This window comes from Embleya sp. NPDC055664, from assembly GCF_053618075.1.
Genome location: NZ_JBSHGZ010000012.1, coordinates 213376 through 240157 on the forward strand (window position 1 = coordinate 213376; position 26782 = coordinate 240157).

Genomic DNA, 26782 nt, shown 5'->3' on the forward strand with positions numbered 1-26782 from the left:
CCTCGGCCCCGACTCAAAGCGAGCCGGCAGTCTGCGAAGGCTCGACCGGCCCCTCCGCGAGGGGGAGCAGAAGACGGAACACCGCACCCGCCGCCGGCCCCGGAGCAGCCAGTTCGACCCGCCCACCGTGCGCGGCGGCCACGGCGGCGACGATGGCCAGGCCGAGGCCGGCTCCACTGCCACCACCAGGCCCGGACCGGCCGCGATACAGCCGATCGAAGACGTGGGGGGCGTGCTCGGCCGGAACTCCCGGCCCCGTATCGGCGACTTCGACGACCGCGACGGCCTCCTCCGGGGCGAGTTCGCACCCCGCGCCGGACACCGCCGCCACCTGCGCGGCGGGAGTCGCGACGCCCACCCGGATCCGGATGTGCGTGCCGTCCGGGGTGTGCCGCACCGCGTTGGCCAGCAGGTTGCCGATCGCCCGACGCAGCCGCGACTCGTCGCCGGCGACGACGGCCGGCACCAGGATCCGGCTGTCCTCGTCCAACGCGGCGAGCATGAGCGGACGGTCGGGAGCACTCACCCGCACCTCCGGCAACAACTGCGCGGCCAGATCGAGCAGATCGACGGGACCGACGTCCAGGCGCGGGTGCTCGTCGAGCCGGGCGAGGTTCAGCAGGTCGTCGACGAACCTGCCCAGGCGGGCCGCCTCCGCCTCGATCCGGGCGAGGCCGTCGCCGGGATGTCCGGTATCCCCTCGCTGCCGCCGTTCCAACTCGGCGAACCCGCGGATGCTGGTCAGCGGAGTCCGCAACTCGTGCGAGACGTCGGAGAGAAACCGGCGCAGGCGCTGTTCGGATTCACGACGGGCGGCGATCTCGCTGTCCACACGATCCAGCATGGTGTTCATGGCCAGCCCGAGCCGCCCGGGCTCGGTACGCGCGTCCGCGTCCGGTACCCGCCGGGCGAAGTCGCCCCCGGCGATCTGCCCGGCGACCACCTCCATCCGGGTCAGCGGGCGTAGCCCCGCGCGCACCGTCGCCCACGCGGCGACGCCGAGCATCGCAAGGGCTCCGAGCGTGACGACCAGGTCGATCCGCACCATGCGCCGATAGGTCGCCTCGACCGAATCCATCGACGTGGCCGCGACGATGAGCCGGGTACCGTCCCGGTCGGCCCGTACCCGGACACGCCACGAGTCGCCGCCGTCGCGGTCCGGCACGGTGAACGCGCTCTGGCCGGCGCGCCGTTCGAGTTGCGTCCGGCTCGGCAGACGGGGTGCGCCGACCGCCCCGTACGGGAGGTTTTGCCGGGTGTCGTCCGGTCCGATCAGGTAGATCCGCGTCTGGCTGCCGGACCAACCGCCGATGAACCCCTGAAAGCCGCTGTCGGCCCGCCCGGCGCTCTCTTTCAACGCCTCGCCCAGGAGTTCGTCCTTGCCGGGCTTGTCCACGAACAACCCGCTGCCCACCGCCGACAACTGCCGGTCCACCCGGTCCACCAGGTATGCCCTGAGCAGCATCAATCCGGCGGTGTTCGCGGCCAGGAGAGCCACCGTGGTCAGGGCGCAGGCGATCACCGCGAGCCGAAACCGCAGACTCCACCCGCGTACGGCGACCGGCCGGGGCACGGCGCGGCGGACCGCTTCGCCGCGGCCCGTGCTCGTCATACGTCCTCCGGCGGGAGGCGCAGCGAGTAGCCGACCCCGCGCAGCGTATGCAGCAGCGGCGGCCCGTCCCGATCGATCTTCCGGCGCAGGTAGTAGATGTAGCTTTCGACGATCCGCCCGTCACCGCCGAAGTCGTAGCGCCACACCCGGTCGAGGATCTGCGCCTTGGTGAGCACGCGGCCCGCGTTTTCCATGAGGTAGCGCAACAACCGGAACTCGGTCGGCGACAGGTCGACCACCCGACCCGCGCGCCGCACGATGTGGGTGGCGTCGCTCAGTTCGAGGTCGGCGAAGCGCACCACCTCGTCCGCGGGCGCCTCGGAGCCGGCGCGGGTCCGCCGCAGGATGGCGCGGATTCGCAGCACCACCTCCTCCAGGCTGAAGGGTTTGGTGACATAGTCGTCGCCCCCCGCGGCCAGGCCGGCGATCCGGTCCTCGACGGCGTCGCGCGCCGTCAGGAACAGCACCGGGACGTCGTGCCCATCGGCGCGAAGCCGGCGCGCCACCGCCACACCGTCGAGATCACCGAGCGTGATGTCGAGTACCACCAGGTCCGGCGCGGCGGCGGACACGGCGGCCAGCGCCGCCCGCCCGTCACCGGCCACCCGGACATCGAACCCGATCAGCCGCAGGGTTCGAGCCAGCAGGTCCCGAATATTCGGCTCGTCATCGACAACCAGAACAGACGCAGTCACGGCTCATGTGTAACGCCCCAACCTCAAAGGACCCTTGGAGCCCCCACCCACACCGGCATCCACCGCGCCATCGTCGCCGACGCGTCGCTCGGGTATCGACCACCGGAGCCAGCCTCCCCCGCCGGCCCGTGCCATGCTGGACGCTGCCGGCAACTTTTCAGGGGAGGCCCGATGATCGACCGACTCCACCGATGGACCTGCTACTGGATCGAACTCCTCCAGCGCCACGACACGACTCCGGAGAACACCGGATCCTGAGACGAACACCGGTTCCAAACCGGCGAACCCGGCGGTGAGCCGACCCGAGAACCGACCCGCGGAGCAACCTGCGCGCGCCGACCCGAGAACCGACCCGCCCCGCCGTGGGCCGCTCCGCCGGTACACCCTGACGGCGGCCCACGGGCAGCGACTCAATACCCCGCCGGCGCCGGCCACCGCCGTTCCACCCCGGCGGCGTCCAACTCGGCGGCGAACTCGGGGAACAGCGCGGGGTCTTCGCGCACCGCGTGTGGCTCGACGCCCCGCCGCAGGCAGTATGCCGCCAGCCGGCCGGCCACCTCGCCCACGTTCCACTCCACCGGGTGCAGCCGGTAGCACCCGTTCGAGATGTGCGTCGTGCCGATGTTCTTGCCCGCCGGCAGCAGATTCCGCATTCGGATCGGCAGCAGCGCGCCCAGGGGAATCTCGAACGGCACGCTGGCCACGTCGATGTAGTTGTCGCCGCCGGTCGACGGATGCAGGTCGATCCGGTACGCGCCCACCCCCACCGAGTCCGGGAAGTGGTGGATGGTGTCCCCGCCCAGGATGTCCCGGGACACGTGATGCTCCGTCACCGTGGTCACCGCGCGGATCCGGCGCGACTCGCGCACGTACGCCGACTTGGCCAACCCGTCTGCGGTGCCCACCACATCGTGCCGCAGCCGCAGTCCGGGATACCCCCGGCCACCGTCCGGGCGCGGTGCCTCGGTCTGGAGCCAGTACAGCACCGACAACGACAACTGCTTCGCCTCGCGGTGCGCGGCGGCGGCCTCGTCGGCGCCGACCTCGATGATCGGCCGCAACCAGTAGTCGTTCAACGGCCAGTTCACGAGCGTGATGTCCGAGTCGATCGCGCCCGGCTCGAACAGCCCCTTGGCCAGGATGCGTCGGAACAACCACAGGTCGTCGCCGCCCGCGTTGGCGCTCTGGTCGGCGGTGATCGCCAGCGGATCGCCGGTCGGACCCGGATCGAACGTCCGGGCCTCGGGCTTCAACGTGCGCGGGTCCGGCGCGAGGAAGCCCAGCAGCGGTCCCGGCCAGAAGTCCGGCCGGTACGAGCGCCAGAAGTCGTAGTCGGCGGGCCGGTCGATCACGTGGTTCTCGCCCTCGTGGTGCGAGATCGCGAAGCAGTAGGTGATGCCCTGCATGTTCAGCGGCCGGCACTCGGCGGGCGCGCTCGGTTCGCCGTACTCCTCCCGGGACTCGGCGCCGGTCACGTACTCCGCCTTCGCCAGCGGCAACAACTCGCCGGTCTCGGTGGCGTCCAGGACGTAGTCCGCCGTGACGGTGTGCGACTCCTCGGTCCGCAGACCCCACAGGGTCACCCCGGACACCCGGTCGCCCTCGGTGAACACCTCGGCGGGTACGTGCTCCAGGAGAATGCGCAACCGCCCGGACGCCAGATGCGGGGCCAACATCGCCTGCAACACGGCCAGCGCGACGCGCGGTTCGTGGCAGAGCTTGCTCACATAGCCGGCCCCCGGGTTGAGGTCGCGCCGCCGTGCCGCCGCGCCGGTCAGCGGATACCAGGTCCGGTAGTGGTCGCGGATCGCGGTGCGCAGTTCGCGATAGGTCGCGGTGGCGCCGTAGCTCTCGATCCAGGGATGCTCGTCCGGCGGCACGGCCTGCGCGGTGAGTTGGCCGCCGATCCAGTCGGTCTCCTCGGTGAGCACGACCCTGCGCCCCGCACGGCACGCGGCCAACGCGGCGGCGACTCCCCCGAGTCCACCGCCGACGACGAGTATCTCGGTATTGATTTCGGACATGGTGCAGCCCTTCGTGAACGGAATCGAATAAGCACATGCAACGCCGGGCGTACGCCGAACAAACGCCGAACAGGGCGCACCGACATCGCCGTTCGGCCGAACGGCTCGCGAGCATCGGCGACGAACTCAGCGCACCCGGGCGGCCGTCCGCCCGATCTCCAGCGCACAGCTCATCAACTGATGCCTGGGCAGCGCATCGTTGTCCGCGTCCCCCGCGATCAACCCGGTGAGCAACCGCACCGCCGCCGCGCCCATCTCCCGGCGCGGCACCACGAATCCGGTCAGCGCCGGCGGTCCCTGCTCGGTGTATTCGGGGGCGCCGAGGGTGGCCAGGGACAGGTCGTCGGGGAAGCGGTATCCCGCCTCCGAGGCGGCGGCCAGCAGCGCCCGATGCGCCGCGTCGGTGTCGGTGGCCTCGGTGACGATCGCGGTCACGCCCCGCTCGTACCAGCCGCGCAGCCGATCGGTGGTCAGATCGGAGCCGTCCGTACGGACCACGGCGCCCTCGTCGAGCGCGAGTCCGCACTCGGCCATCCCGCGCCGAAAGCCCGCCTCGCGGTCCACGGCGCTGATCGCGTCGTCGAGTTCGCGCACGTACAGGATGTCCCGGTGACCCAGCTCGGCCAGGTGACGGACGACCTCCGCCGTCGCCGTCACGTAGTCCGCGCCGACATACGGCAGCCGGTCGCCGAAGTCGTCGTGTCGGCCGAGGTAGACCACCGGCAGATCGGTGGCCAGGAGCCGGTCCATCTCCCGGATCGGCAGATGCCGACCCATGAACAGGCAGCCGTCGGCCAGCCGGACCCGGTTCAGCACCTCGGCGTGCGGCCGTTCGCCGGTCACGCTGGAGGCGATGAACATCAGCAGGTCGTAGCCCTGAATCGCGGACTCCTGCTCGATGCCGACCAGGAACGGGTGGTAGGCGTGGGACATTTCGGTGGGGAATGTCGCGGTGAACGTGTACAGCCCGAGCAGGTTGTTCTGCCCGGCCGCCAGTCGCTTCGCTATCGGGTCGGGCACGTAGCCGAGTTGTTCGGCGGCGGCCATCACCTTGCGCCGGGTCTCGTCGGCGATGCCCACCGCCGCCGAGCCGCCGCTGAGGATCAGGGACACCGTCGGCTGCGAGACGCCGGCCAGGCGGGCGATGTCCGCCTGACGGGGCCGGTTCGTCCGTGAACCGGCCGGCCGCCCGGGCCCGCCGCTCGGCTTCATGTCATCCTCCAAGTGCCCGGCGGCAACGGCCGCCTAATACGCATCAGATCAAGATGGAAATCGAGTATATCCAGTAACGGTGGGTGATTCACGGAGCTTCCAACCCACCGTCGGGACGCCGCACGCGGGCCGCCCAACGCTCGTGCAGGTGGGTCTGCGGCGGGTACTTCGCCGCCTGGGCCTCGTCCAGATCGACACCCCAGCCGGGCCGGTCCGAGGGGGTGAGATAGCCGTCCACCGTGCGCGGCGTGCCGGGGAAGACCTCGTGCACCCGTTCGGGGTAGACGTGTTGCTCCTGGATACCGAACGCGGGACTGGTCACGTCCAGCGTCAGGTTGACCGCCGCGCCGACGGGCGACACGTCCGGCGGCCCGTGCCAGGCCGTGCGGACCCCGGTCAGCTCGCACAGCGTGGCCAGCTTGCGAGCCGGGGTCAGTCCGCCCACCGCCGAGACGTGCACCCGCAGATAGTCGACGCCGCCGGAGGTGACCAGGCGGGTGGCGTCGGTCATCGAGGTCACCAATTCGCCGGAGGCGATCGGCATCGGCGCCGCGGCGCGCACCTCCGGCAGCCGGTCGAAGTGCTCCGGCGCGAGCGGGTCCTCCAGGAAGAACAGCCGGTACGACTCCAGCGAACGGGCCAGCCCCACGGCCTCTTTCGGGGTGAGCCGGTTGTGCGCGTCGTGCAACAGGCCGATGTCGTCGCCCAATACCTCACGTGCCCGCTCGAACAGGCCTGGCGTGGTGCGGAGATAGTGGCCGACGTCCCACCCGTCCGGGTACGGGCTGCCGGGATAGCCGCCCGGCGTACCCTCGGCGCCGTACGTACCGAGCCCCGGGCCGCCGCACTGCAACCGCACGTGCCGGTAACCCTGTTCGGCCAACGCCGCGGCCCGCTCGATCGACTCCTCGACACTGCCGCCCCGGGCGCCGGTGTACACCGCCGCACCGCCGCGCACCCGACCGCCGAGCAGTTCGTACACCGGAACGCCCAACCGTTTGCCGGCGATGTCCCACAGGGCCTGGTCGATGCCGGACAGCGCGTTGTTGTGGACGGGCCCGCCGCGCCAGTAGGACGAGAAGTGCAGCAGTCGGAAGATGTCCTCGATGTCGGCCGGATGCCGACCGACCACCATCGGCCCGAGATGTTGCTCGACCGCCGCGGTCACCGCGTGGAAGCGCTGGGTGAAGGTGGCGCAGCCGAGCCCGTACAGCCCGGGTTCGGAGGTATCGACCCGCACCACCACGAGCGGCACCCCACCGGGCGCGGTCACGATGGCTCGCACCGAGGTGATCCGCAACGAGTCCCGCGCGGGCCACGGGGCCTGTGTCTCCACCATGGGAGCCATCGGGGTTGGGGCCGGAGTCGGGACGGGCCTCTCCGCGTCAGTCATGGGCGTCGCTCCTGTGCAAGGGGGTTCGAACGAGAATCAGCGCTCATTTCTCGCGCCTCACCCCGCCCTTCGACCGGATAGGGATACCGCGCCGTAAAGCCCAACACCGCCCGGGCCGGAGCCAGGTCGATCGGCACCGCATGCCCCGCAAAGTCCACCCGGCACGGCACATCCGGCAGGTGGGCGGCCAACAACTCCCGCGTCGGCGTGGCCGACAGCGTGTCCGGCGCCGCGACGAACAACACCGGAGCGCCCGCCACTTCCCGCCCCGTCAGCCCCAGCACGCAGGCCCGAGCGGCGTCGCGCAGATCGAGGTAGCTCCACACCTCCGCCGCCCCACTCGCCGGATCCCGCGCCAACCGCGCGGCGTGCGCGGCGAGTCGGTCCCGGTCGCCGAGGAACGGAAAGCGCAGCGCCGCCAAGGCCATCCCGTACCGCCGATGCATCATCGCGGCGGTGGCCTCGTCGACCTGCTTGGACAGCGCGTACGGGTCCTCGATCCGCGACGGCAACGCCGTATCGAGCGGCAGGTAGGCCGGTCGCGGCCGAGGCGTGGACCGGGCGAACGGCAGTCCGGTGATCGACAGACTGCTCGCCAGCACCAGCCGCCCCACTCCCGCGCGCCCGGCCTCGTTCAGCACCACGAAGGTGGCCTGCGTATTCGTCCCGAACACCACCTCCGGCGCCGCGACTTCGGGCGAGGCCAGCGCGGCGAGGTGGATCACCGCGTCGACCCCGTCGAGCGCATCGGCCACGGCCCCCGGATCCCGGGCGTCACCGACGACGACCCGATCGGCCGCCAACCCCGGTGCCTCCTCGACCGCAAGCGCGGTGACCGCCACCCCACGAGCGGCCAACTCGTCCAGCACGGCGCCACCGAGCCGCCCGGCCGCACCGGTGACCAGCACACGACCCACCGAATCCCGCACCGTCGTCCTCACTTCAGCCCCGTGAACGCGATCCCGCGCACGATCTGCCGCTGGAAGACCAGGAACACCACCACCGGCGGGATGATCGCGATCAGCATGCCCGCGATCAGCAGACTCTGGTTCGAGGTGTCGGCCAGCCTCGGCAACGCCACCGCCAGCGGCTGCTTTTCCGTGTCGGTGATGGCGATCATCGGCCACAGGAAGTCCTTCCACGCGTTCATCACCGCGAGCAACGACACCACGGCCAGGATCGGCCGGGACATCGGCAGCACGATGCGGGTCAGGATCCGCCACGGACCGGCGCCGTCCAGGCGGGCCGCCTCGAGGAGTTCCTTCGGAATGCCGTCGAAGAACTGCTTCATCAGCAGCACGTTGAACGCGTGCGCACCCGCCGGCAGCCACACCGCCATCGGCGTATTGGCGATCGAGCCGCCCGTGAGCGGCAGGTCCTGGATGGTCAGATAGAGCGAGACCATCGACACCGTGCCCGGCAGGAACAGCGTGGCCAGCACCGCCGCGTACACATACTTGCCGTAGAACGGCCGCAGCACGGACAGCGCATAGGCCCCGGTCACCGCCACGAACAACTGCACGAACCACGAACCGCCCACCAGCACCACGGTGTTGGTCAGATAGCGGCCCAGATCCAGACTCGTCCACGCGGTCGAGATGTTCGACCAGTGCGCCTCCTCGGGCCACAGCGCCAACGGATGCCGCAGCGAGTCCTGGGTCGAGGAGATCGAACCCTTGAACACCCAATAGATCGGACCGGCGCCCTCGATGATCAGGGCCGCGATCAACAACAGTTGGGTGGTCCCGAGCCCGAACCGGGTGATCGGCCGTCGGCGTTCGGCCTCGGACATCACGCCCCTACCACCGGCACCGGTACTCATTTCGTCCCCCACGCGCGGGTGAGCCGCAGATAGATCGCCGACAGGACCGCGAGCACGGCGGCCAGACTCACGCTCAGCGCCGCCGCCGCGCCGTAGTCGCCGCTGACGAACGCGTAGCGATAGATGAGGAGAAGCACGGTGACCGTGGAGTCCTCGGGCCCGCCGTCCGTCAGCACGAACGGCTCGGTGAACACCTGGAAGGTGTTGATCACCTGGAGCAGCATCATGATCAGCAACACCGGGCGCATGTGCGGCAACGTGACGTGCCACAACCGCCGTCGTACCGAAGCGCCGTCGAGTTCGGCGGCCTCGTACAACTCGGTCGGCACACTCGCCAGCGCCGCGAGGTAGATCAACACCGCGCCGCCCGCGCCCGCCCAGGTCGCCTCCACCACCAGGCTCGCCATCGCCGTATCGGCGGATTGCAACCACGGGTACGGGCCCAGGCCGACCTTGCCCAACATCTCGTTGAACAGGCCCGAATCCGGGTCGTAGAACCACTTCCACATCAGCACCGCCACCACCGGCGGCACCGCCACCGGCAGATACACCAGCACCCGCATCAGCCCGGCGCCGCGCCGCAGTTCGGACATCAGCACGGCCAGGAACAGCGGCAGCGGGAAGCCGATCAGCAGCGCCAGGCCGGTGAACACGAGTGTGTTCACGACCGCCTTGCCCAACAGCGGGTCGTCCAGCAGGGTTTGGTAGTTGTCGAACCCGACCCACGTGGCCGGTTCGACCAGGTTCGTCTGCTGGAAGCTCAGCAGCAGGCTACGGATGATCGGCCACCACGAGAACAGACCGAACACCAACACCGTCGGCAACAGGAAGAGCACCGGCACGAGGTGCCGGGCGCCGCCGCGCCACCGCCCGATCCGGGACCCGGGCCCGCTCGGACGAACCGTCGCCGACGCCACGACCGGGACGCTCTCCCGGGAGATGGTCGGTGTACTCACGACGGCCCCTCGACTCCGCGCGGCACGGCGCGCCGCATGCCGCACGGTCCGCGCCCGCTCACGGTGCCTGCGCCTTCTCGACGACCGGCCCGAGTCGATCCGCCGCCTTGGCCAACTCGGCCCGCGGATCGGCGTCCTTGCGGGTCAGCACGGCCTGTACCGCCGTATCCAGCGCGCCGTACAACTCCTGGGCGGCGACCGGGGGTTCGACCTGATATTCGAGCTTGCCGACGCCGGCGACGTACGGCGCGAAGTTCCCGGTCGGGATGTTCGTGTGCCTGCCGATCGCGACGTTCACCGGATCGGACACCGCCGCCGAGTAGAACGGCAGCGTGGGCAGCCCGACCGCGAGCTTGTCCGCCGCCTGGGCGACCGCCTGTTCCTCGGCCGCGGCCGGGTCGTAGGCGGGCTTGAGGTAGAAGTAGTCGATCCACTTCACCGCCGCGGTCCGCTGCGCCGGCGTGGCCTTGGCGCTGACCACGGCCATCAGGCCGCCGAGCAGCGTGGACCGGCCGCCGTTCTGCTGCGGCAGCGCGGCCATGCCGAAGTCGGCGGGCTTGCCGGAGTATTGGGTGATGTAGCGGTTGTAGCTGTTGACCGTGCTGATCATCATGCCGATCTTGCCCGCGGCGAAGTCCCGTTCGGCGTCCTGCTGGGTGCGCAGGTGGTTGTTGCCCATCGAGTCGTCCTGCCAGCGCATCGCGGCCAGTTGCCCCAACGCCTTCTCCGCCGGACCGTCGAGCAGGGCCGGCACATACGTGTCGCCGACCTTCTTCTCCATCGAACCGCCGAAGCCGTAGGTCATCGCGGTCAGGATCCAGCCGCCGGTGTTCTTGACGGTCATCTGCGTGTAGCCGGTGGCGCCCGTGTCGGAGATCTTCTTCGCGGCGGTGCGGACCTCGTCCCAAGTGGTCGGCGGCTTGTCCGGATCCAGGCCCGCCTTCGTGAACAGGTCGCGGTTGTACACGAGTCCGAGTGCGTACTCGGTGACCGGCAGTCCGAAGACGCGGCCGTCGGCGGCGGTGGCCGGGGCCAGTGCGCGCGGGTCCAGGTCGCCCGCGTGCGGCAACGCCTCGAGTTCGGCCCCGAGATCGGCGATCTGCTTGCGGGCGATCAGGCCGGGCGGCTCGGTGAGCGGAACGGTCAACACCGTCTCCGCGTTGCCGCCGGCCAACCGGGCGGCGAACGTGCGTGCGTCCCACTGGGTGTCGGTGGGCTTGACCTTGATCTTCGGGTTGGCCTTCTCGAACGCCGCGACGGCGTCCAGGAATTGTTGCCGCGTCTTGGGCGACGTGGTCGCCGGCATGCCCGCGACGGTGATCGTGGTTTTGCCGGAGGAACCGGCGCCGGACGATCCGGACGAGCCGGACGAACAACCGGCGGTGCCGGCGACGAGGGCCAGCGCGAGCGCTCCGCCTCCCGCCACCACCCGCCGACGTCGACGCCGGAGCGTACTGACCGGAACTGACTCGGTCACGGGTACCTCCCTGGGTCCTGACAATGCCCGCTCCGGGTGTGCTCCGGAGCCGATGGGGTCGTATCTAATTCGCATTAGGAGGAGGTGTCAAGGGGGTTGCGGGCAGGTTGCCCGACCCGGCGAATCAGACATACGACGGTCTTGACGCGGCCGGTGGATCGGGGTACACATTCGCTCTAATCCGCATTAGGCCGGGGTCATCGCCCGACCGTCCCTACCAACGCCGCTGCCGCCGCGGCTGTCGTCCCCGGTGCCGTCGCCGTTGTCGCCATGCCTCGGCCGCGCCCGCCGGGGCCCGCCGCTGCCGCCGCTCCGGGTGCTTCCGCCGCCCGCCCTCGTCGCTCGGGAAAGGGATCCATGTCCGCCGACCAACACAGCCCCGAATCACCCGACGCCACACCGGACCACCCCATCCACACACCCCGCCCCGGCCTGCACCGACGCGGCTTCCTCACCGGCGCCGTGGCGACCGGCGTGGCGGGCGTGGCCGGAGCGGCCGGAATCGCCGGGGCGGCGACACCCGCCCCCGCCGGCGCGACGACGACCGCCCCGGTCACCATCTCCGCCCCCGGCATCTCGCTGACCGCCGGCCTCGACGGACAGATCTCGGTGCGCGACGGCGCCGGCACCGAACGCATCCGGCTGACCAGGTTCATGACCAAGGACAGCGTCGCCGGCCTGCAACCCACGACCGGCGGCACCCCGTCCCGGATCACCCTCCCGGACGGCAGAGCGGCGATCCGGGTCGACTACACGTTGGCCGCCGCCGCGAACGGCATCACCGTCCGGGCCGTCCTCGACGTCACCCCGAACCGCGCGCATCTGCGCTGGGAGGTCGGCGGCTCGACCACGCTCGTCCCGGCCGGGTTCATGTTCGGCCGTACGGTGCTCGCCCCCACCGCGCCGGAGAACTTCGTCGCGCTCACCACCTGGAACCGGGACGCGGGCGGCGGCATCCCGTACGAGACCAACACGGGCGTGGTCTACCAGGAGACGTGGGCCGACACCAACGCCTACTTCCGCCTCGCCGGCACCACCCCGGCCTGGACCAACGCCACCTGGATCCATGCCCCGGGCACCGTCACCCCCACCGGCGCGGTGACCGAGGCCGACCTCGTACTCGGCGCGATGCGCCCGGCGGCGGCCGGCACCACCGGCTCGGGCCGGCCGCTCGGCGTCGAGGTGTGGACCGACCGACCGTTCTCGATCTGGGACCAGGGCGGCGTACCGATGCCGCTGCACGCGGAGGTGGCCAACGGCGGCACCACCGCCCGACCGGTACAACTCTCCTGGTGGGCAAGGGACTTCGACGGCGCGATGCTGGGCAGCGGCACGGTCTCGGGCACGGTCGCCGCCGGCGCCACCTGGACGCGGACCTTCACCGTCACCGCACCGGCGCACGGCATCGTGTTCACCGAGGTGTGCGCGACCTCGGGCCCGGACGAGGCATTCGCCCGCACCAACCTCACGGTACTGCCGCCGTTCGACTACCAGGCGGGCGCCGACAGCATGTTCGGCATCGCCAACTACCCGTGGCTGCTCCAACCGTCCACGCCGGCCGTGCTGGACCTGATGCACCGCATCGGCATCAAGCGGGTGCGCATCTCCTACGACGGCGGCCCCGGCCTGCCACCCGCCACCCTCGACGCGGCCGGCCTGGCCCACAACATCGAACTGGCCGGCATCCCGCTCGGCGGCACCACCGCCCAGATCGCCGCGTGGGCGGACACCAACACCGCCAAGGCCATCGGGGCGAACGCGGACTGGTTCGAGGTCGCCAACGAGATCAACAAGCCGTGGATGAGCGGCCAGACGGCCGCCGCCTACGTGCGCGACGGACTGCACCCCGTACGCGACCGGCTGACCGCGGCGGGGGCGCCAACCAAGGTACTCAACGCGGGACTTGCCGGGATGGACTACGTCTGGACGGAGAACTTCCGCAACGCCGGCGGCTGGGACCTGATCGACGGCTTCGCCTTCCACCCGGGCCGGGGCAACTTCACCCCCGACTACGCCCCGGCGCCGGCCGACTGGACGATGGGCGACAACGGCACGTATTGGAACTTCCTCGGCGGACTGCGCAAGGCACGCGAGGTGATCGCCGCGTACGGCCCGAAGGAGCTGTGGCTGACCGAGGCGTACGCGTGCACCAAGCCGAACAGCTGGTGGCACGACACCTACCGGCACGCCGCCGAGAACGTACTGCTCACCCTCGCGCTGGCCAAGGCCGAGGGCGTGCGGTGCGTGAACTGGTACCAGCTGCACGACAGCGTCCTGGGCAAGCCGCAGTGGGCCGACCCGGCGAACTCCGAGTACCACTACGGCCTGATGCACCGCGACCTCGGCGCCAAGCCGTCCATGCTGGCCTACGCCACCGCCGCCCGCGTGCTGGACCGGGCCACGTTCGTCCGATGGTTGACCCCGGCCGACCCGGATCTCAAGGGCCTGCTGTTCGACTCCCCCGACGGCCCGATCTCGATCCTGTGGAGCCGCAAGGACGGCTACATCCTCAACGCGGCCCACCCCACCGACTCCGGCTGGTTCGCCGCGCCCGAACCGTGGGTGGACCCGTGGCCGACCAAGACGACCCTGTCGGTACAGGCGGCCGGCACGACGGTCCGCGAGGTCGACTGCATCGGCCGGGAGCGCACCCTCACGGCGACGGGGGGCCGGGTGGGGGTACGCCTGGACGGCGCGCCACGGATCTACCACGGCCTCACGTCAACGCCGGAGGCGACCGCGTAGGGACGGGCGAGTAGGGACGGGTGGGACGGCGGCGCGTGGATGTACGCGCCGCCGTCCCGGCCGGCCGCTCGGCGCGGCTGGTCCGTTCAGCTGTACAGCAGCGTCGGGCTCAGCGGTGCGCGTGCGACGCAGTACCAACCGGGCCACCCCGGGAAGAGCACCCGCAGACTCCAGTTGGAGGGCGACGGCGGCGGACCCGAAATCACGTCCGCCAGCGGTTGGCCGACCCCGATGGTGCCGCTGACCTTGGGAATGGCCCCCAGATTGAACACGGGCGCACCACCCGGGTACGGCGGATTGATGGCACCGTCGTAGACAACGCCACCGCTGGGCCCATTGAAGATCGCGGTGGTGTTGATGGAGTTGGCCGCGAACCCGGCCGGAATCGGCGGAGCGGAGATGGTCACCTTCAATTGCCCGCCGCCGGTGAAATAGGTCACCTTGGCGGGAAACGCACGACCCCTGGCATCCACACAGTCGTAAGGGGCCGTCGAGGGCCCGCCCGCAGAGGCGGACCCGACGAACGTGGTCACGGCAGCCAGTGCACCGGCACTGGCAAGCGCAGCGATCTTCATGTGCTTTGGCATGGCTGACTCCCGGGGGTTTCTGGGCTGAACCCGAACCGTACGAAGGAGCAGAAGCACTACGAACCATTTCCACACAGAGCGCGAACCAAGTAGAGCAACCCACGCCCACCCTGACAAGCACCCAAACCCGTTGGCGCGATCCGTCAAGTCCCCTCAAAACACAGGCAGTTGCCCCACCACGCCCGAAACCGGAGTCACCCACCGGCCAAGGCGGAACAGCAGCCCGGACCGGCCGCCCAGCCAAAGGCGCAATGCGAGCAGGGCGGGACACCAGAGCCGCCGGGCGAGCGGGGTGGGTTGGCCACGTCGTGATCCGAGCGGGTCGGGGCGCCAAAGTCGCACGGTGAGGCTGCGGCGGGGCGGAATCGTGTTCGCGGCGTTGCTTCTTGTTGGGCGCTTCGCGCCGGCTCGCGAGGCACCACTTTTCTGCTCCCCCGCTTCGCTCCTCCGCAGAAACGCGGCCCCTCGCTCGGGGTCGGGTGTCCCTCCGCTTCGCTCCGGGCCACCCGACCCAAACTTTGCGGCTCCGCCGCTCTCCGCGCTGCGCGCGTCGATCCCGGGGCAGCCAGAGTCGCGGGCGCCGACGCGCCGAAGCCGGTGGCCAAAGGCGAAAGCCGGTCATCACTTCGGCCGCGGAGCGGACGGACGCACGCCACGTGCCGAACGCCGCCACCGACCGCGTAGCAAGCGTGCATCCCGACATGCGCACCGCAGCGGACATGGCCACGTGGCGAACGCCGCCACCGGCCGCGCAACGGGCGGAGCCACAAGCAGAGCCTCGACGCCGACCACGCCGCGAACGGGCGCCGCGTGCCGAGCGCCGACGCCGACCGTGAAGGGGGCGTTCGTCCCGGCAGTGCAGCGGAGCGCCGTACCCGGCCGGCTGGGGGAGCAGGCGTGCAGCGTTCCCCTGGGCGGCGCCAGGGCCATCGGGCGCAGCACGGCCGCACGGCCACCGGGCCCGGGCGGGCCCGCTCGGGGCGTCTAAAGCGCAGGCTTCGAGGTCGGCAGCGGCGGGGGGCCGGGTGGGGGCACGCTCGGCGCGGCACCCAACACCCCCCGCGGCCCGCCGGGCGGGACCCGCTTGCCCCTCATGGCGATGCCGCCTCCCGCTTTGCGCCGGCTGCCGTGGCCAGTAGTTCCTCCGCGTGTGCGCGGCCCAGTTCCGAGTCCTCCAGGCCCGCCAGCATGCGGGACAGTTCCCGGACCCTTGCCGCGTCGTCGAGGGTGACCACACCGGAGCGGGTGACCGTACCGTCGCTGGACTTCTCGACCACCAAGTGGCGGTCGGCGAAGGCGGCGACCTGAGGCAGGTGCGTCACCACGATCACCTGCGCGACGCGCGCCAAACGAGCCAGCCGGCGGCCCACCTCGACCGCGGCCTTGCCGCCGACGCCCTGGTCGACCTCGTCGAAGACGAACGTCGGCACCGGGTCGGCCCCCGCGAACACCACCTCGACCGCGAGCATCACGCGCGACAGCTCACCGCCGGACGCACCCTTCGCCAACGGCCGCGGCGGCGCGCCCGGGTGCGGGGACAGCTGCAGTTCGACCTCGTCCACGCCCGTCGGCCCATACGCCAGCACCCGATCCCCGACCGCCAGCCCCTCCGCGTCGTCGACCCCGTCGATCGCCACGCCGACGCGCGCATACGGCATCGCCAGCGCCGTCAACTCACCGGTCACCGCCGCCGCGAACTTCTCCGCCGCCGCATGCCGAGCCGCCGAGACCTCGCCCGCGAGCACCGTCAACTCGCCCCGCAACGCGTCGCGTTGGGCGGTCAGCTCCTCGGTGCGGTCGTCGTCGCCGTCCAACTCGGCCAACCGCGCGGCCGAACGTTCCGCCCAGGCCAGCACCTCGTCGATCGACTCGCCGTACTTGCGGGTCAGCCCCGCCAGCGCCGCCCGCCGCTCCTCCGCCGCCGCCAACCGCACCGGGTCCGCGTCCACCCCGGCCGCGTACGACGCCAGTTCGGTGGCCACGTCCGCCACCAGATACCCGACCTCGCCCAGCCGATCGGCGAGCGCCGCCAGCGCCGGATCGTGCGCCCGCACCGCCTCCACCGCCCGATGCGCCGCACCGAGCAGGGTCGTGGCGTCCACCGCGTCCGAACCGGTCTCCGGATCGCCCAGCAACGCCTCGTGCGCCGTGGTCGCGGCCGTACGCAGCGCGTCCGCGTGTCCCAGCCGCAGCGTCTCCGCGGCCAGTTCGGCGTCCTCGCCCGGCTGCGGCACCACCTGTTCGATCTCGGTCAGGCCGAACCGCAGCAGGTCCGCCTCCTGCGCCCGCTCGCGCGCCCGCGTGGTGATCTCGTCGAGCTCCGCGCTCACCTCGCGCAGCCGCCGGTAGACCGCGCCGTACGCCTTCAGCGGCACCGACACTGCCTCCCCGGCGTACCGGTCGAGCGCGGCGCGCTGCCGGGCGGGCCGCAACAGCCGCTGCTGGTCGGTCTGCCCGTGTACCGCGATCAGGTCGTCGGCCAGATCGGTGAGCAACCCGATCGGCGCGGACCGCCCGCCGACGTGTGCGCGCGAGCGCCCCTCGGCCGAGACCGTCCGGGCCAGCAGCAGCTCGCCGTCGTCGACCTCGGCACCCGCTTCGGCCGCCCGCCGCCCGGCGGGCGAATCCGCCGGCACTCCGAGCCGGCCCTCGACCAGAGCCTTCCCCGTCCCGTTGCGCACCAGCCCGGCATCGGCCCGCCCACCGAACAGCAAGCCGAGCCCGGTGACCACCATCGTCTTGCCGGCGCCGGTCTCGCCCGTGACCACGGTGAAGCCCGGCGCGAGCTCGACTACGGCGTCTTCGATGACACCCAGACCCTGTATCCGCATCTCTTCGAGCACGGGGACGACACTACGAGGTCGCGGGGACTCCACGCGAAGAAAGCAGTTCAACGGCGTGTGTCAGCCACCCCAACACACCCCCACAGCCGCAGCCGGCCGGCCCGCAGGCCCCACGGGCCGGCGGCGCCACGGGCCCGCCCGGCCGACGCCGCAAGCGCACCCCCACGACCTCGCCAACACAGCCCGCCGCCCTCACAAGCGCCCCCACCCGGCCCCACAAGCGCGACCCACCACCGACGCTCGCGAGCACAACCAGCCGGCACCACAAGGCAGCCCCACACCCCCGCAAGCACCACCCGCCCTCGCAGGCGCAGCCGCCCGACCCGAGCAAGCACGACCACCAAGCCCCGCAAGTGCAACCGGGCCGGCCCACAAGTGCGGTCCCACGCCCCCGCAAGCGCACCCACCCAGCCTCGCGAGCCCGGTCACCCACCCCGCGGATCAAGCCTCACCCGCCCCGCGAGCCAAGCCCCCGCCCGCCCGACCACCTCACCGCCGCCCGCGCCACCCCTTCACCGGCAACGCAAACTTCGCCACCAACCGATCCGTGAACGGCGCCCGATGCAGCCGCGCCAACCGCACCGGCTGGGTCCCCCGTCGCACCTCCACACGCGCGCCCGCGGGCAGCTGTACCGTCCGCCGCCCGTCGCACCACAGCGCACCGGGCGGAGTCTCCGCCGCCAGCTCCAGCGCCAGCACCGAGTTCGGCGAGACCACCACCGGCCGCGCGAACAGCGCGTGCGCGCTGATCGGCACCATGATCAGCGCCTCCACCTCCGGCCACACGATCGGTCCGCCACCGGAGAACGCGTACGCCGTCGACCCCGTCGGCGTCGCGCACACCACCCCGTCGCAGCCCCAGCGCGACAGCGGCCGGCCGTCCACCTCGGCGACCAGCTCCAGCATGCGCTCGCGGGAGGCCTTCTCGATCGCGGCCTCGTTCAACGCCCAGTTCGTATGCACGATCTCGCCGTTGACCCGCACCACCACGTCGAGCGTCATGCGCTCCTCGACGTCGTAGTCCCGCGCCACCACCCGCTCGACCACGTCGTTCAGGTCCTCGCGCTCGGCCTCCGCCAGGAACCCGACCCGGCCCAGGTTGACCCCGAGCATCGGCACCGCCGCCTCGCGCACCAACTCCGCGCCGCGCAGCAGCGTGCCGTCGCCGCCGAGCACGATGGCCAGCTCACAACCCTTGGCCGCGTCCGGCTCCACGGACACCACGACCGCGCCCGGCAGGGCCAGATCGTCCGCCTCCGGCTCCAGCACCCGTACACCCAGGCCCGCCGCGATCAGCCGCTCCACCACCAGCCGCGCGCTGCGCAACGCCGCGGGACGGCCGGTGTGCGTGACCACCAGTATCGTGCGATCGCTCATCCCCGTATCCCCTCGTCCGCATCGCGCGCACCGCAGCCATATCCGTACGCCATACCGGCGTCGGCGCAGCCGCATCCGTACGCCGTACCACCCTCGGCGCAGCCCCCGGCCGACCCCGACCCGCAGGTCGAGCCCGAACCATCCGCCGCGCCGCCGTCCACACCACCCCGGGCCGCGCCCGACCCGTACGCCGCGACGCTATCGCGCACGCCCTTCACCGCGGCCCCTCGGCGATCGCCCGATCGACGTCCGCCGGATCCAGTTCGGGCGCGCCGGCCCGCATCCACAGGAAATACTCGACGTTGCCCGACGGCCCCGGCAGCGGCGACGCCGTCACCCCGAGCACCCCCAGGCCCGACTTCGCGGCCTGCTCCGCGACGATCCGCACCGCCTCCGCCCGCAACGCCGGATCGCGCACCACACCACCGGCGCCCAACCGCTCGCGCCCCACCTCGAACTGCGGCTTGACCATCATCACCAGGTCCGCGTCCGGCGCCGAACAGCGCACCAGCGCCGGCAACACCAGCCCGAGCGAGATGAACGAAAGGTCGCCCACCACCACCTCGGCCGCCGGCCCCACCTGATCCGGCGTCAACTCCCGCACGTTGGTCCGGTCCCGCACGGTCACCCGGTCGTCGTTGCGCAGCGCCCACGCGAGCTGCCCGTACCCCACGTCCACCGCGACCACGTGCGCCGCCCCCGCGCGCAGCAGCACGTCGGTGAAGCCGCCGGTCGAGGCGCCCGCGTCGATACAGCGCCGCCCCTCCACGCTCAGCCCCAGCGGGGTGAACGCGGCGAGCGCGCCCGCGAGCTTGTGCCCGCCGCGCGATACGTAGTCCGGGTCGCCCGCGTCGGCGGCGACCACCACGGCCGCCCCCGCGTCGACCTGGGTGGCGGCCTTGGTCGCGGCCTGGCCGCCCACCGTCACCCGCCCGGCCGCGATCAGTTCGCTCGCGTGGTCCCGGGAGCGAGCGAGTCCCCTGCGCACCAGCTCGGCGTCGAGCCTGCGTCGTGCCACCGGTCGTGCCTGCCGTTCCTTGGTTGTGCCGAAGTCGTCGACGAGAACCGCCACTCTCGCGCCGGCGCGGGTGGGTCGCCCGCCGGCCTCCGCGAAGCCCGGTGCCACGCCCCGGCGTACCGGCGAAACACCCGTTCGGTGGTCCCGATCGAATGGTTCGCCGGTACGGCCGGGCACGGTGCCGGACGTCGCGGAGCCCGACGGGAGAACACGGACCCGCCCTAACGATCCAGATCCGCGAGGGTGTCCCGCAATCCCCGGTGTACATCCTCGTACACCGGCCCGTGCGCCTCGGTGGGCAGGTCACCCACACGGCTCAAGGTGGCCAGCACCGCGTCCACGTGCGGGTCGCCCGTGGGGGGCGGTGGTTCGACGACGCCCGACCCGGTCGCGACGTCCTCGGCGACCGCCCGCTCCGTGCCGTCCGCCGCCGAGGCTTCGCTCACGACTGCCCGTCCGCGTCCGCCGCCGGCGCGGTCGGCTTGCGGATCGCCTTCTTGGCCGGCGCCGTCTTCTTCGTGGCGGGCGTCCCGTTCGTCTTGCGCGCCGGCTTGCGCGGACCGGCCGGCGCCGCCGAGCCACCGTCCGCCGCGGGCTTGTCCGCGACGCTCTTCTTCGCCGCCGCCTTCTTCGCGACCGGCTTGCCGGACGGCGGAGCAGCGACCGGCGGCGTGGCAACGGACGGGCCGGCCGCCGGCGGAGTCGCGACCGGCGTCGCGGCCGAACGCCCCGCCCCGCCCGCTCCGGGCGCACCCGCCGGCCGCGCCGCCCGAGGCGTGGACGCCCGCGCCAACCGGTGCTCCAGATCCGTCACCCGACTCTTCAACCGGGTGATCTCCTCCTCGGCCTTGGCCAGATCCTTGGTCCACGGCCTCGTACGGGTCAGCGCCTTGTCCACCTCGCCGCGCACGATGCCCACGAGCAGGTCCCGGTTCGCCTTGCCGGTCTCGTACAACTCCTCGGCGACCTGCTGCACGAACTGCGGCAACGCCTGGGCCTGTTCCGGAACCTGCTCCAGGTCGAGGCCGCTGCGCTCGACGAGGACCTTGGCCACCTCGGTGACCCGCTGCCTGGTCATCTCGGTCAAACCACTGGCGATCTGAAGGTAACTGCGCACGACGTCTCGCATGAACCGGCGCCCGCCTTCCTGCTCCGGCCGCCGTATCGGTGCCTGCGCGGCGATACGAACGGCGATGATCGGTCTGCCCCCGACGCTACCCTCTCGACCGCCGCGCGAACGGAAGCAACGACATGCCGCCGACACGAACAAGGCGAACCCGAACCCGAACCGCCCCGCATCGACGGCCGACCGATCGACCGCCACGGACATCGCCCGCCCCCGGGTGGGGTACGGTCGCCAACCGGATCCCACGGAAGGAATCTCCCCGCATGGCCACCGTCGAAGAGTGCCGCACGGCCCTCGAGGAACTGTCCGCCAAGATGGGCCGAGCGGAGGGCGACACCCGCAAGGCCACCCAACTCGACCGCAGCCTCAGCTGCCACGTCACCGACCTCGACGTCACCTTCTCCGGACGCCTGCGCGACGGCGCCCTGCACGACATCGACACCGAGCCGCGCACCGAGAAGGCGCAGATCCGACTGGCCATGACCGGCGACGACCTGGTCGCGCTGGTGGCCGGCACCCTCAACTTCGCCTCCGCGTGGGCCAAGGGCCGGGTCAAGCTGGAGGCGTCCTTCAAGGACCTGCTGGTACTCCGCAAGCTGATCTGACCCGGAAAGCCCCGCAGCACCCGGCCGCGCCCGGACCGACCCCCTCCCGCTACCACCCCAACCGCTGCACCACCCCGCCCGTGTCGACCCGAGCCGCCGCCTCCGCGTCCTCGGCCCACACCGCCGCACACGCCGCCCGCAACCCGTCGATCCGCGCACCCTCGCCCTCGACCGCCAACGCGCCGTCCACCACCCGCGCCGACCACCCGCCGCACACCCACGCGTCACCGTCGCGCCGCGCCGTCACCGCCGGCTCCAAAAGCGCCCGCAGGTCCTCCGCGACGAACGTCGGCCGCTGCCCCGCACCGGCCGCCAACAACGCCTCGGGCGTGGTCACCCCGGTCAGCACCAACAGGCTGTCCACGCCGCCGTTGTGCGCACCCTCGATGTCCGTGTCGAGCCGATCGCCCACCACCAGCGGCCGACGCGCCCCGGTACGCAGGATCGTCTCGCGATGCAGCGGCAACTCGGGCTTGCCCGCCACCACCGGCTCGACCCCCGTGGCCGCGCGCACCACCCCCACCAGGGCCCCGTTCCCGGGCGCGATTCCACGCTCCGTCGGAATGGTCAGGTCCGCGTTCGAAGCCACCCAGAACACCCCGCGCGCCACGGCATAGGACGCCTCCGCCAACGCCGCCCACCCCACATCCGCGGCAAACCCCTGCACAACCGCCGCAGGCCCGTCCCCACCGGAACCAGAGCCGGAGCCCGCCCCCGAACCCGAACCGGAACCCGAATCCGCCGACCGCACCGGCCGCAACCCACGCTCCCGCAGCGCCACCTCCAGGCCCTCACCGCCGACCACCAGCACCGACGCCCCCTCGGGCACCCGCTCCGCGACCACCCGCGCCGCGGCCTGCGCCGACGTCACCACGTCCTCCGGCTGCGCCGGAACCCCCAGCTCGACCAGATGTTCCGCCACCGCCTTGGGCGTACGCGACGCGTTGTTGGTGACGAACGCCAGCCCCATCCCCCGCTCACGCGCCTCGGCCAACACCTCCACCGCATGCGGCACCGCCCGCGCACCCGTGTACACGACCCCGTCCAGGTCGAGCAGCGCCACGTCGTAGGCCCGCGCCAATGCACCCCCGTCCCCGCCCGCGTCCGAACCGTCCGTCGTCACCGCCGAGGTATGCCCGCTCACGCGTCGCCACTCCTGTCACTCGTCTCGTCACCGTTGCGACCGGACCCGCCGTCCCGGCCGTCCGCACCGATCGTCCCGTACGCCCCCGCCCGCGCCCGCAACGTGGCCCGCGCCTGCACCAGCGCCGTCCGGTAGTGCTTGGTCTCCGGCCGCATCGCCACCGCGAGCGCCAGGTGCTCCACGGCCGTCTCAAAGTCGCCGAGCCGCGAGGCGGACAGGCCCCAGCCGAACTGGGCGTAGTCGTCCGCCGGATCCGACTCCGCCACCGCCCGAAAGTGCCGCAGCGCCTCGTCGTGTCTGCCCGAGTCGAACCAGGCCCGCGCCAGCGCCTCCCGCACGCTGCGCGACTCCGGCGCCGCGTCCGCCGCCCGCGCCAGCAACAGCGCGGCGGCGGCCGGATTACCCGACGCGAGCAGCTGCACCCCGCGCCGATACCAGTCGTACACGTCTCCAGTGGGCGCACCGTTCACCCCGTCGGCTCCCTGAGCCATCGCCATGATGCCCTCCCGCACCTCGACCACCCGCCGTCCACCGAACCGACGCCCCCGAACCGAAACGTCCGACGATCCGGAGGCCGGCGACATCGGATGTCCTGATCTTGCCCGCCCTCGGGCCCGTAACATTCGGTCATGGATGACGCAGTGCCGAACGGGCTCGATCTGGCCCCCTTCCGCGGGCTCCGCTACGACCCGGACCGCGTGGGGGACGTCGCGTCGGTGACCTCGCCACCGTACGACGTGGTCGAGCCCGGCGGCGTACCCGCGCTGGAGGACGCCGACCCGCACAACATCGTGCGCCTGGTACTGCCGCGCAGCGCGGTACACGCCGGCACCACGTTGCGCACCTGGCTCGCCGAGGGGGTGCTGCGTCCCGATCCGCTGCCCACGCTCTACGTCTACGAGCAGCGCGATCACAACTCGATCCAACGCGGTCTGATCGGCGCCCTGTCGCTCGACTCCGCGGTACTGCCGCACGAGGACGTGATGCCCGGCCCCGTCGCCGACCGCGCCGCGATCATGACCGAGCTGTCGGCGAACCCCGAGCCGATCCTGCTCGTGTACACGGGCGGCGGACGCGCGTCCGACATCGTCGAACAGACCACCCACCAGCCGCCGCTCGTCGGCCTGCGCACACCCGACGGCATACGACACCGGCTGTGGGGGGTGACCGATCGCCAGGCGCTCGCCGGGATCCGCGACGACCTGGCGGCCCGCAAGGCGCTGATCGCCGACGGCCACCACCGCTGGGCGGCCTACGCCCGGATGCGCGACCGCGCGCACGCGGACGGCCGCGGCGACGGCCCCTGGGACCGCGGCCTGGTACTGCTCGTGGACACCGTCCGCCACCCGCTGCGGGTCGGCGCGATCCACCGCGTGCTGCCGAAGCTGCGCCCCGCACAGGCGCTGAACGAACTGGCCACCTACGGCGACGCGGGCGCCGGCGCGTTCCTGGCCCGCCCCCTCGACGGCACGCTGCCCGCCGCCCTGTGGGCCCTGGACCAGGCCACAGGACCGGCCTTCCTGCTCGCCGGCGACCGCCGCTTCCACCTGCTCACCGGCCCCGACCCGGACCTGCTCGACCTGGCCATCCGCGCCGACCGCCCGCGCACCTGGCGCAGCCTGGACGCCACGGTCCTGCACGCCGCCCTGCTCGAACAGGTGTGGCACGTGCCGGACAACTGGGACAACATCACCTACGTCCACGACGCCGCGGCCGCCGTCCGCCAGGCCAACCACACCGGCGGCACCGCGATCCTGCTGCGTCCCACCGACGAACGAGTGGTCCGGGACCTGGCCGAACAGGACATCCGCATGCCCAGAAAATCCACCTCGTTCGGCCCGAAGCCGGCCACGGGCCTGGTCCTCAGAAGCCTCGACCTGACCGAATGACCACGTAGCCCACAACCACGAAACACAAAAAGGGCCCGGCACGAATGCCGGGCCCTTCCCTTCACACCTCTTCGACGCTCAATCAGTCCTTGACGTCGCCGACGACCGCGTCGTCGTCATCGTCCGAGTCGTCGTCCTCATCCGAGTCGATCTCGGCCGCAACCTCAGCCTCGTCCTCGTCCTCCGCGCCACCCTCGAACTCGACCGCCTCCGCAGCCGAGTCCTCGATGTCGACGTCGACCTCGTCCTCGTCGTCGTCCTCCGCGTCCGGGTCGAGCGCATCGGTGAAGTCGAGCCCGTCCAGCTCCGCGACCCGCTCGGCCGCACCGGTCTCGCCCGTCGTGTCCGCCTCGGCGGCCCGCCCGAACCAGTCCCGCGCCTCGTCGTCGCGGCCCACGGCCGCCAACGCGTCGGCGTACGCGAACCGCAGTCGCGCCACCCACGGGTTCGTCGACGCCGAGTTCAGCTCCGGCACCTGAAGGGTGACCACGGCCGCGTCGAGCTGGTCCAGATCCCGGCGCGCACCGGCCGCGACGATCCGCAGCTCGATCTGCGCGGCCTTGTCCAGTTCCTTGACCTCGTCCGCCCCGGCCATCTGCAACGCCCGCTCCGGACGGCCCAGGCCACGCTCGCAGTCGGCCATCACGGCCCAGTGCTCGCTCGACCCGGTCATCCGCCGGGCCGCCCGCAGCTCGGACAGCGCCTCGGCGTAGGCCCCGGCCATGTACGCCGCGATCCCTGCCGCCTCACGCACGGCGGCGACACGCGACGCGAGCCGCAGCGCGACCTTCGCGTACTTGTACGCCAGCTCGGGGTCCTCGTCGACCGTACGGCCGATCATCACCAGGTTGCGCGCGACCTCGTCGGCGAGCGTCTTGGGCAGCCCACGCAGCTCCTGACGCGCCTCCGCACCGAGTTCCTCGGCCTGGACGTCCTCCGGAATGAACATGCGCTCTACCGGCACGTAGCCCGGCTCGTCCCGACGGTCGTACGACGGACGCGAAGCGCCGCGGTCGTCCCGGTTCCCGTACGACGACCGACCGCCACGATCGCGGTCCCGGTCCCCGAAGGAGGGCCGGCCACCACGGTCGTCCCGACCGAACGAGGGACGCGAGCCCCCACGATCGTCCCGAGCGGGCCGATCCGACCGGAACGGAGCACGCGCCCCACCACGGTCGTCACGGGCAGGCCGATCCGAGCGCTCGGGCCGGTCCGACCGGAACGGCGGCCGACGGTCCCCACCACGGTCGTCGCGATTGAACGGCGGCCGACGATCCCCACCACGCTCGTCCCGACCGCCACCGGTCGGACGCCCGGAACCCCGGTCGTCCCGCCGCGGCGCCGGACGACGCTCCTGGAACGGCTGCCGCGCACCGGGTCGACCGTTGTAGGTCGGCCGGCTGCTGGCGCCGTCACGGTGGTCACGATCCCCGAACTCACGCTCGTCCCGAGCAGGCCGCTCCGCCCGCTGCGGCGGACGCGAGCCACCACGGTCGTCCCGGTTGCCATACGACGGCCGGCCGGACCCACGATCGTCCCGGTTGAACGGCGGACGACGGTCCCCACCACGGTCATCACGCTCGAACGCCGGACGCGACCCACCACGATCGTCCCGAGCAGGCCGGTCCCCACGATCGGCACGGAACGGCAACCGCCCACCGGGCCCCCCACGGTCGTCCCGACCGTAGGAAGGACGCGCCCCACCACGCTCATCACGACCAGGCCGGTCGGAACGCTCGGGCCGGTCCGACCGGAACGGCGGACGACGGTCCCCACCACGCTCATCGCGATTGAACGGCGGCCGACGATCCCCGCCGCGCTCCTCACGGAACCCGGGCCGATCGTCGCGCCCGGCCGGAGGACGACGGTCCCCACCACGGTCGTCACGGTTGAACGAGGGACGCGACCCACCACGATCGTCCCGATTGCCATACGACGGCCGACCACCACGATCATCACGGCCGTACGACGGCCGGTCCTCGCGGTTCGGACGGGCGATCGCGTGGTCGCCACGAGCCCCGTACGAGGTCCGCGACTGCCCACGATCCCGCTCCGGAGCATCCGAGCGGAACGGCGGACGCGACCCACCACGATCATCACGACCAGGCCTGTCGGAACGCTCGGGCCGGTCCGACCGGAACGGCGGACGACGGTCCCCACCACGCTCCTCACGGAACCCGGGCCGATCGTCGCGCCCGGCCGGAGGACGACGGTCCCCACCACGGTCGTCACGGTTGAACGAGGGACGCGACCCACC

Annotated in this window: 21 protein-coding genes; 3 read left to right on the forward strand and 18 right to left on the reverse strand. The window is 72.0% G+C overall.

Annotated elements, in window-relative coordinates:
• Positions 1-13: 13 nt before the first annotated feature.
• The 9 genes from ACWGR4_RS21915 to ACWGR4_RS21955 form a co-directional block, all read right to left on the reverse strand.
• A complete protein-coding gene (locus ACWGR4_RS21915) occupies positions 14-1612 on the reverse strand; it encodes an ATP-binding protein (RefSeq protein WP_452131478.1) in 1599 nt (532 codons plus the stop codon).
• The gene (locus ACWGR4_RS21920) at positions 1609-2307 is read right to left on the reverse strand and encodes a response regulator transcription factor (protein WP_452131477.1); all 699 of its coding nucleotides are present in this window, start codon (positions 2305-2307) and stop codon (positions 1609-1611) included. The genes ACWGR4_RS21915 and ACWGR4_RS21920 overlap by 4 nt, the downstream gene beginning before the upstream one ends.
• A 410-nt stretch (positions 2308-2717) precedes the next feature.
• Positions 2718-4331: an FAD-dependent oxidoreductase gene (locus tag ACWGR4_RS21925; RefSeq protein WP_452131476.1), complete on the reverse strand. Its 1614-nt coding sequence runs from the start codon at positions 4329-4331 to the stop codon at positions 2718-2720.
• A 126-nt stretch (positions 4332-4457) separates the two neighbouring features.
• Complete coding sequence (locus ACWGR4_RS21930) at positions 4458-5543, reverse strand: LacI family DNA-binding transcriptional regulator (protein ID WP_380008572.1); 1086 nt, start codon at positions 5541-5543, stop codon at positions 4458-4460.
• 88 nt (positions 5544-5631) lie between these two features.
• Positions 5632-6882, reverse strand: coding sequence for an enolase C-terminal domain-like protein (locus ACWGR4_RS21935; RefSeq protein ID WP_452131475.1), 1251 nt, complete (start codon positions 6880-6882; stop codon positions 5632-5634).
• Between the two features lie 50 nt (positions 6883-6932).
• Positions 6933-7865 (reverse strand): NAD-dependent epimerase/dehydratase family protein, encoded by a 933-nt coding sequence (locus ACWGR4_RS21940; protein WP_452131474.1) that lies wholly within the window; start codon positions 7863-7865, stop codon positions 6933-6935.
• An 8-nt stretch (positions 7866-7873) separates the two neighbouring features.
• On the reverse strand, positions 7874-8728 hold the full coding sequence (locus tag ACWGR4_RS21945; RefSeq protein ID WP_452134228.1) for a carbohydrate ABC transporter permease: 855 nt from the start codon (positions 8726-8728) through the stop codon (positions 7874-7876).
• Between the two features lie 26 nt (positions 8729-8754).
• Entirely contained in the window at positions 8755-9714 is a 960-nt protein-coding gene (locus ACWGR4_RS21950; RefSeq protein ID WP_380008584.1) for a carbohydrate ABC transporter permease, read from the reverse strand.
• Positions 9715-9772: 58 nt separating this feature from the next.
• Entirely contained in the window at positions 9773-11191 is a 1419-nt protein-coding gene (locus tag ACWGR4_RS21955) for an ABC transporter substrate-binding protein (RefSeq protein WP_452131473.1), read from the reverse strand.
• 357 nt (positions 11192-11548) lie between these two features.
• Here ACWGR4_RS21955 and ACWGR4_RS21960 point away from each other — a divergent pair, with 357 nt between their 5' ends.
• Positions 11549-13936 carry a hypothetical protein gene (locus ACWGR4_RS21960; RefSeq protein WP_452131472.1) on the forward strand — a complete coding sequence of 796 codons (2388 nt, stop codon included), beginning with the start codon at positions 11549-11551 and terminating at the stop codon, positions 13934-13936.
• Positions 13937-14022: 86 nt separating this feature from the next.
• On the opposite strand, the gene ACWGR4_RS21965 is transcribed toward ACWGR4_RS21960, so the two are convergent.
• The 6 genes from ACWGR4_RS21965 to ACWGR4_RS21990 all read right to left on the reverse strand — a co-directional run bounded on the left by ACWGR4_RS21965 (position 14023) and on the right by ACWGR4_RS21990 (position 20890).
• Positions 14023-14523 carry a hypothetical protein gene (locus tag ACWGR4_RS21965; RefSeq protein WP_380008593.1) on the reverse strand — a complete coding sequence of 167 codons (501 nt, stop codon included), beginning with the start codon at positions 14521-14523 and terminating at the stop codon, positions 14023-14025.
• Positions 14524-15614: 1091 nt separating this feature from the next.
• The gene (recN, locus tag ACWGR4_RS21970) at positions 15615-17354 is read right to left on the reverse strand and encodes a DNA repair protein RecN (protein WP_380008637.1); all 1740 of its coding nucleotides are present in this window, start codon (positions 17352-17354) and stop codon (positions 15615-15617) included.
• Between the two features lie 501 nt (positions 17355-17855).
• Positions 17856-18743 carry an NAD kinase gene (locus ACWGR4_RS21975; RefSeq protein ID WP_126643989.1) on the reverse strand — a complete coding sequence of 296 codons (888 nt, stop codon included), beginning with the start codon at positions 18741-18743 and terminating at the stop codon, positions 17856-17858.
• Between the two features lie 214 nt (positions 18744-18957).
• Entirely contained in the window at positions 18958-19761 is an 804-nt protein-coding gene (locus tag ACWGR4_RS21980; RefSeq protein WP_380008596.1) for a TlyA family RNA methyltransferase, read from the reverse strand.
• A gap of 221 nt (positions 19762-19982) precedes the next feature.
• Positions 19983-20207 (reverse strand): hypothetical protein, encoded by a 225-nt coding sequence (locus ACWGR4_RS21985; protein WP_452133739.1) that lies wholly within the window; start codon positions 20205-20207, stop codon positions 19983-19985.
• Positions 20204-20890, reverse strand: coding sequence for a histone (locus ACWGR4_RS21990; RefSeq protein ID WP_380008602.1), 687 nt, complete (start codon positions 20888-20890; stop codon positions 20204-20206). Before ACWGR4_RS21990 ends, ACWGR4_RS21985 begins: the two co-directional genes overlap by 4 nt.
• Positions 20891-21150: 260 nt before the next feature.
• Between ACWGR4_RS21990 and ACWGR4_RS21995 the strand changes: the two genes are divergently transcribed.
• Entirely contained in the window at positions 21151-21492 is a 342-nt protein-coding gene (locus tag ACWGR4_RS21995) for an alkyl sulfatase C-terminal domain-containing protein (protein ID WP_380008605.1), read from the forward strand.
• Positions 21493-21541: 49 nt separating this feature from the next.
• Here ACWGR4_RS21995 and ACWGR4_RS22000 read toward each other — a convergent pair whose 3' ends face one another.
• Together ACWGR4_RS22000 and ACWGR4_RS22005 are read right to left on the reverse strand one after the other, a co-directional pair.
• The gene (locus ACWGR4_RS22000) at positions 21542-22636 is read right to left on the reverse strand and encodes an HAD-IIA family hydrolase (RefSeq protein ID WP_452133738.1); all 1095 of its coding nucleotides are present in this window, start codon (positions 22634-22636) and stop codon (positions 21542-21544) included.
• Complete coding sequence (locus ACWGR4_RS22005; RefSeq protein WP_380008611.1) at positions 22633-23133, reverse strand: tetratricopeptide repeat protein; 501 nt, start codon at positions 23131-23133, stop codon at positions 22633-22635. Before ACWGR4_RS22005 ends, ACWGR4_RS22000 begins: the two co-directional genes overlap by 4 nt.
• A 132-nt stretch (positions 23134-23265) precedes the next feature.
• On the opposite strand from ACWGR4_RS22005, the gene ACWGR4_RS22010 reads away from it, so the two are divergent.
• Complete coding sequence (locus ACWGR4_RS22010; RefSeq protein ID WP_380008614.1) at positions 23266-24525, forward strand: DUF1015 family protein; 1260 nt, start codon at positions 23266-23268, stop codon at positions 24523-24525.
• 82 nt (positions 24526-24607) lie between these two features.
• On the opposite strand, the gene ACWGR4_RS22015 is transcribed toward ACWGR4_RS22010, so the two are convergent.
• Positions 24608-25474 (reverse strand): hypothetical protein, encoded by an 867-nt coding sequence (locus ACWGR4_RS22015; RefSeq protein ID WP_452133737.1) that lies wholly within the window; start codon positions 25472-25474, stop codon positions 24608-24610.
• Between the last annotated feature and the right edge of the window lie 1308 nt (positions 25475-26782).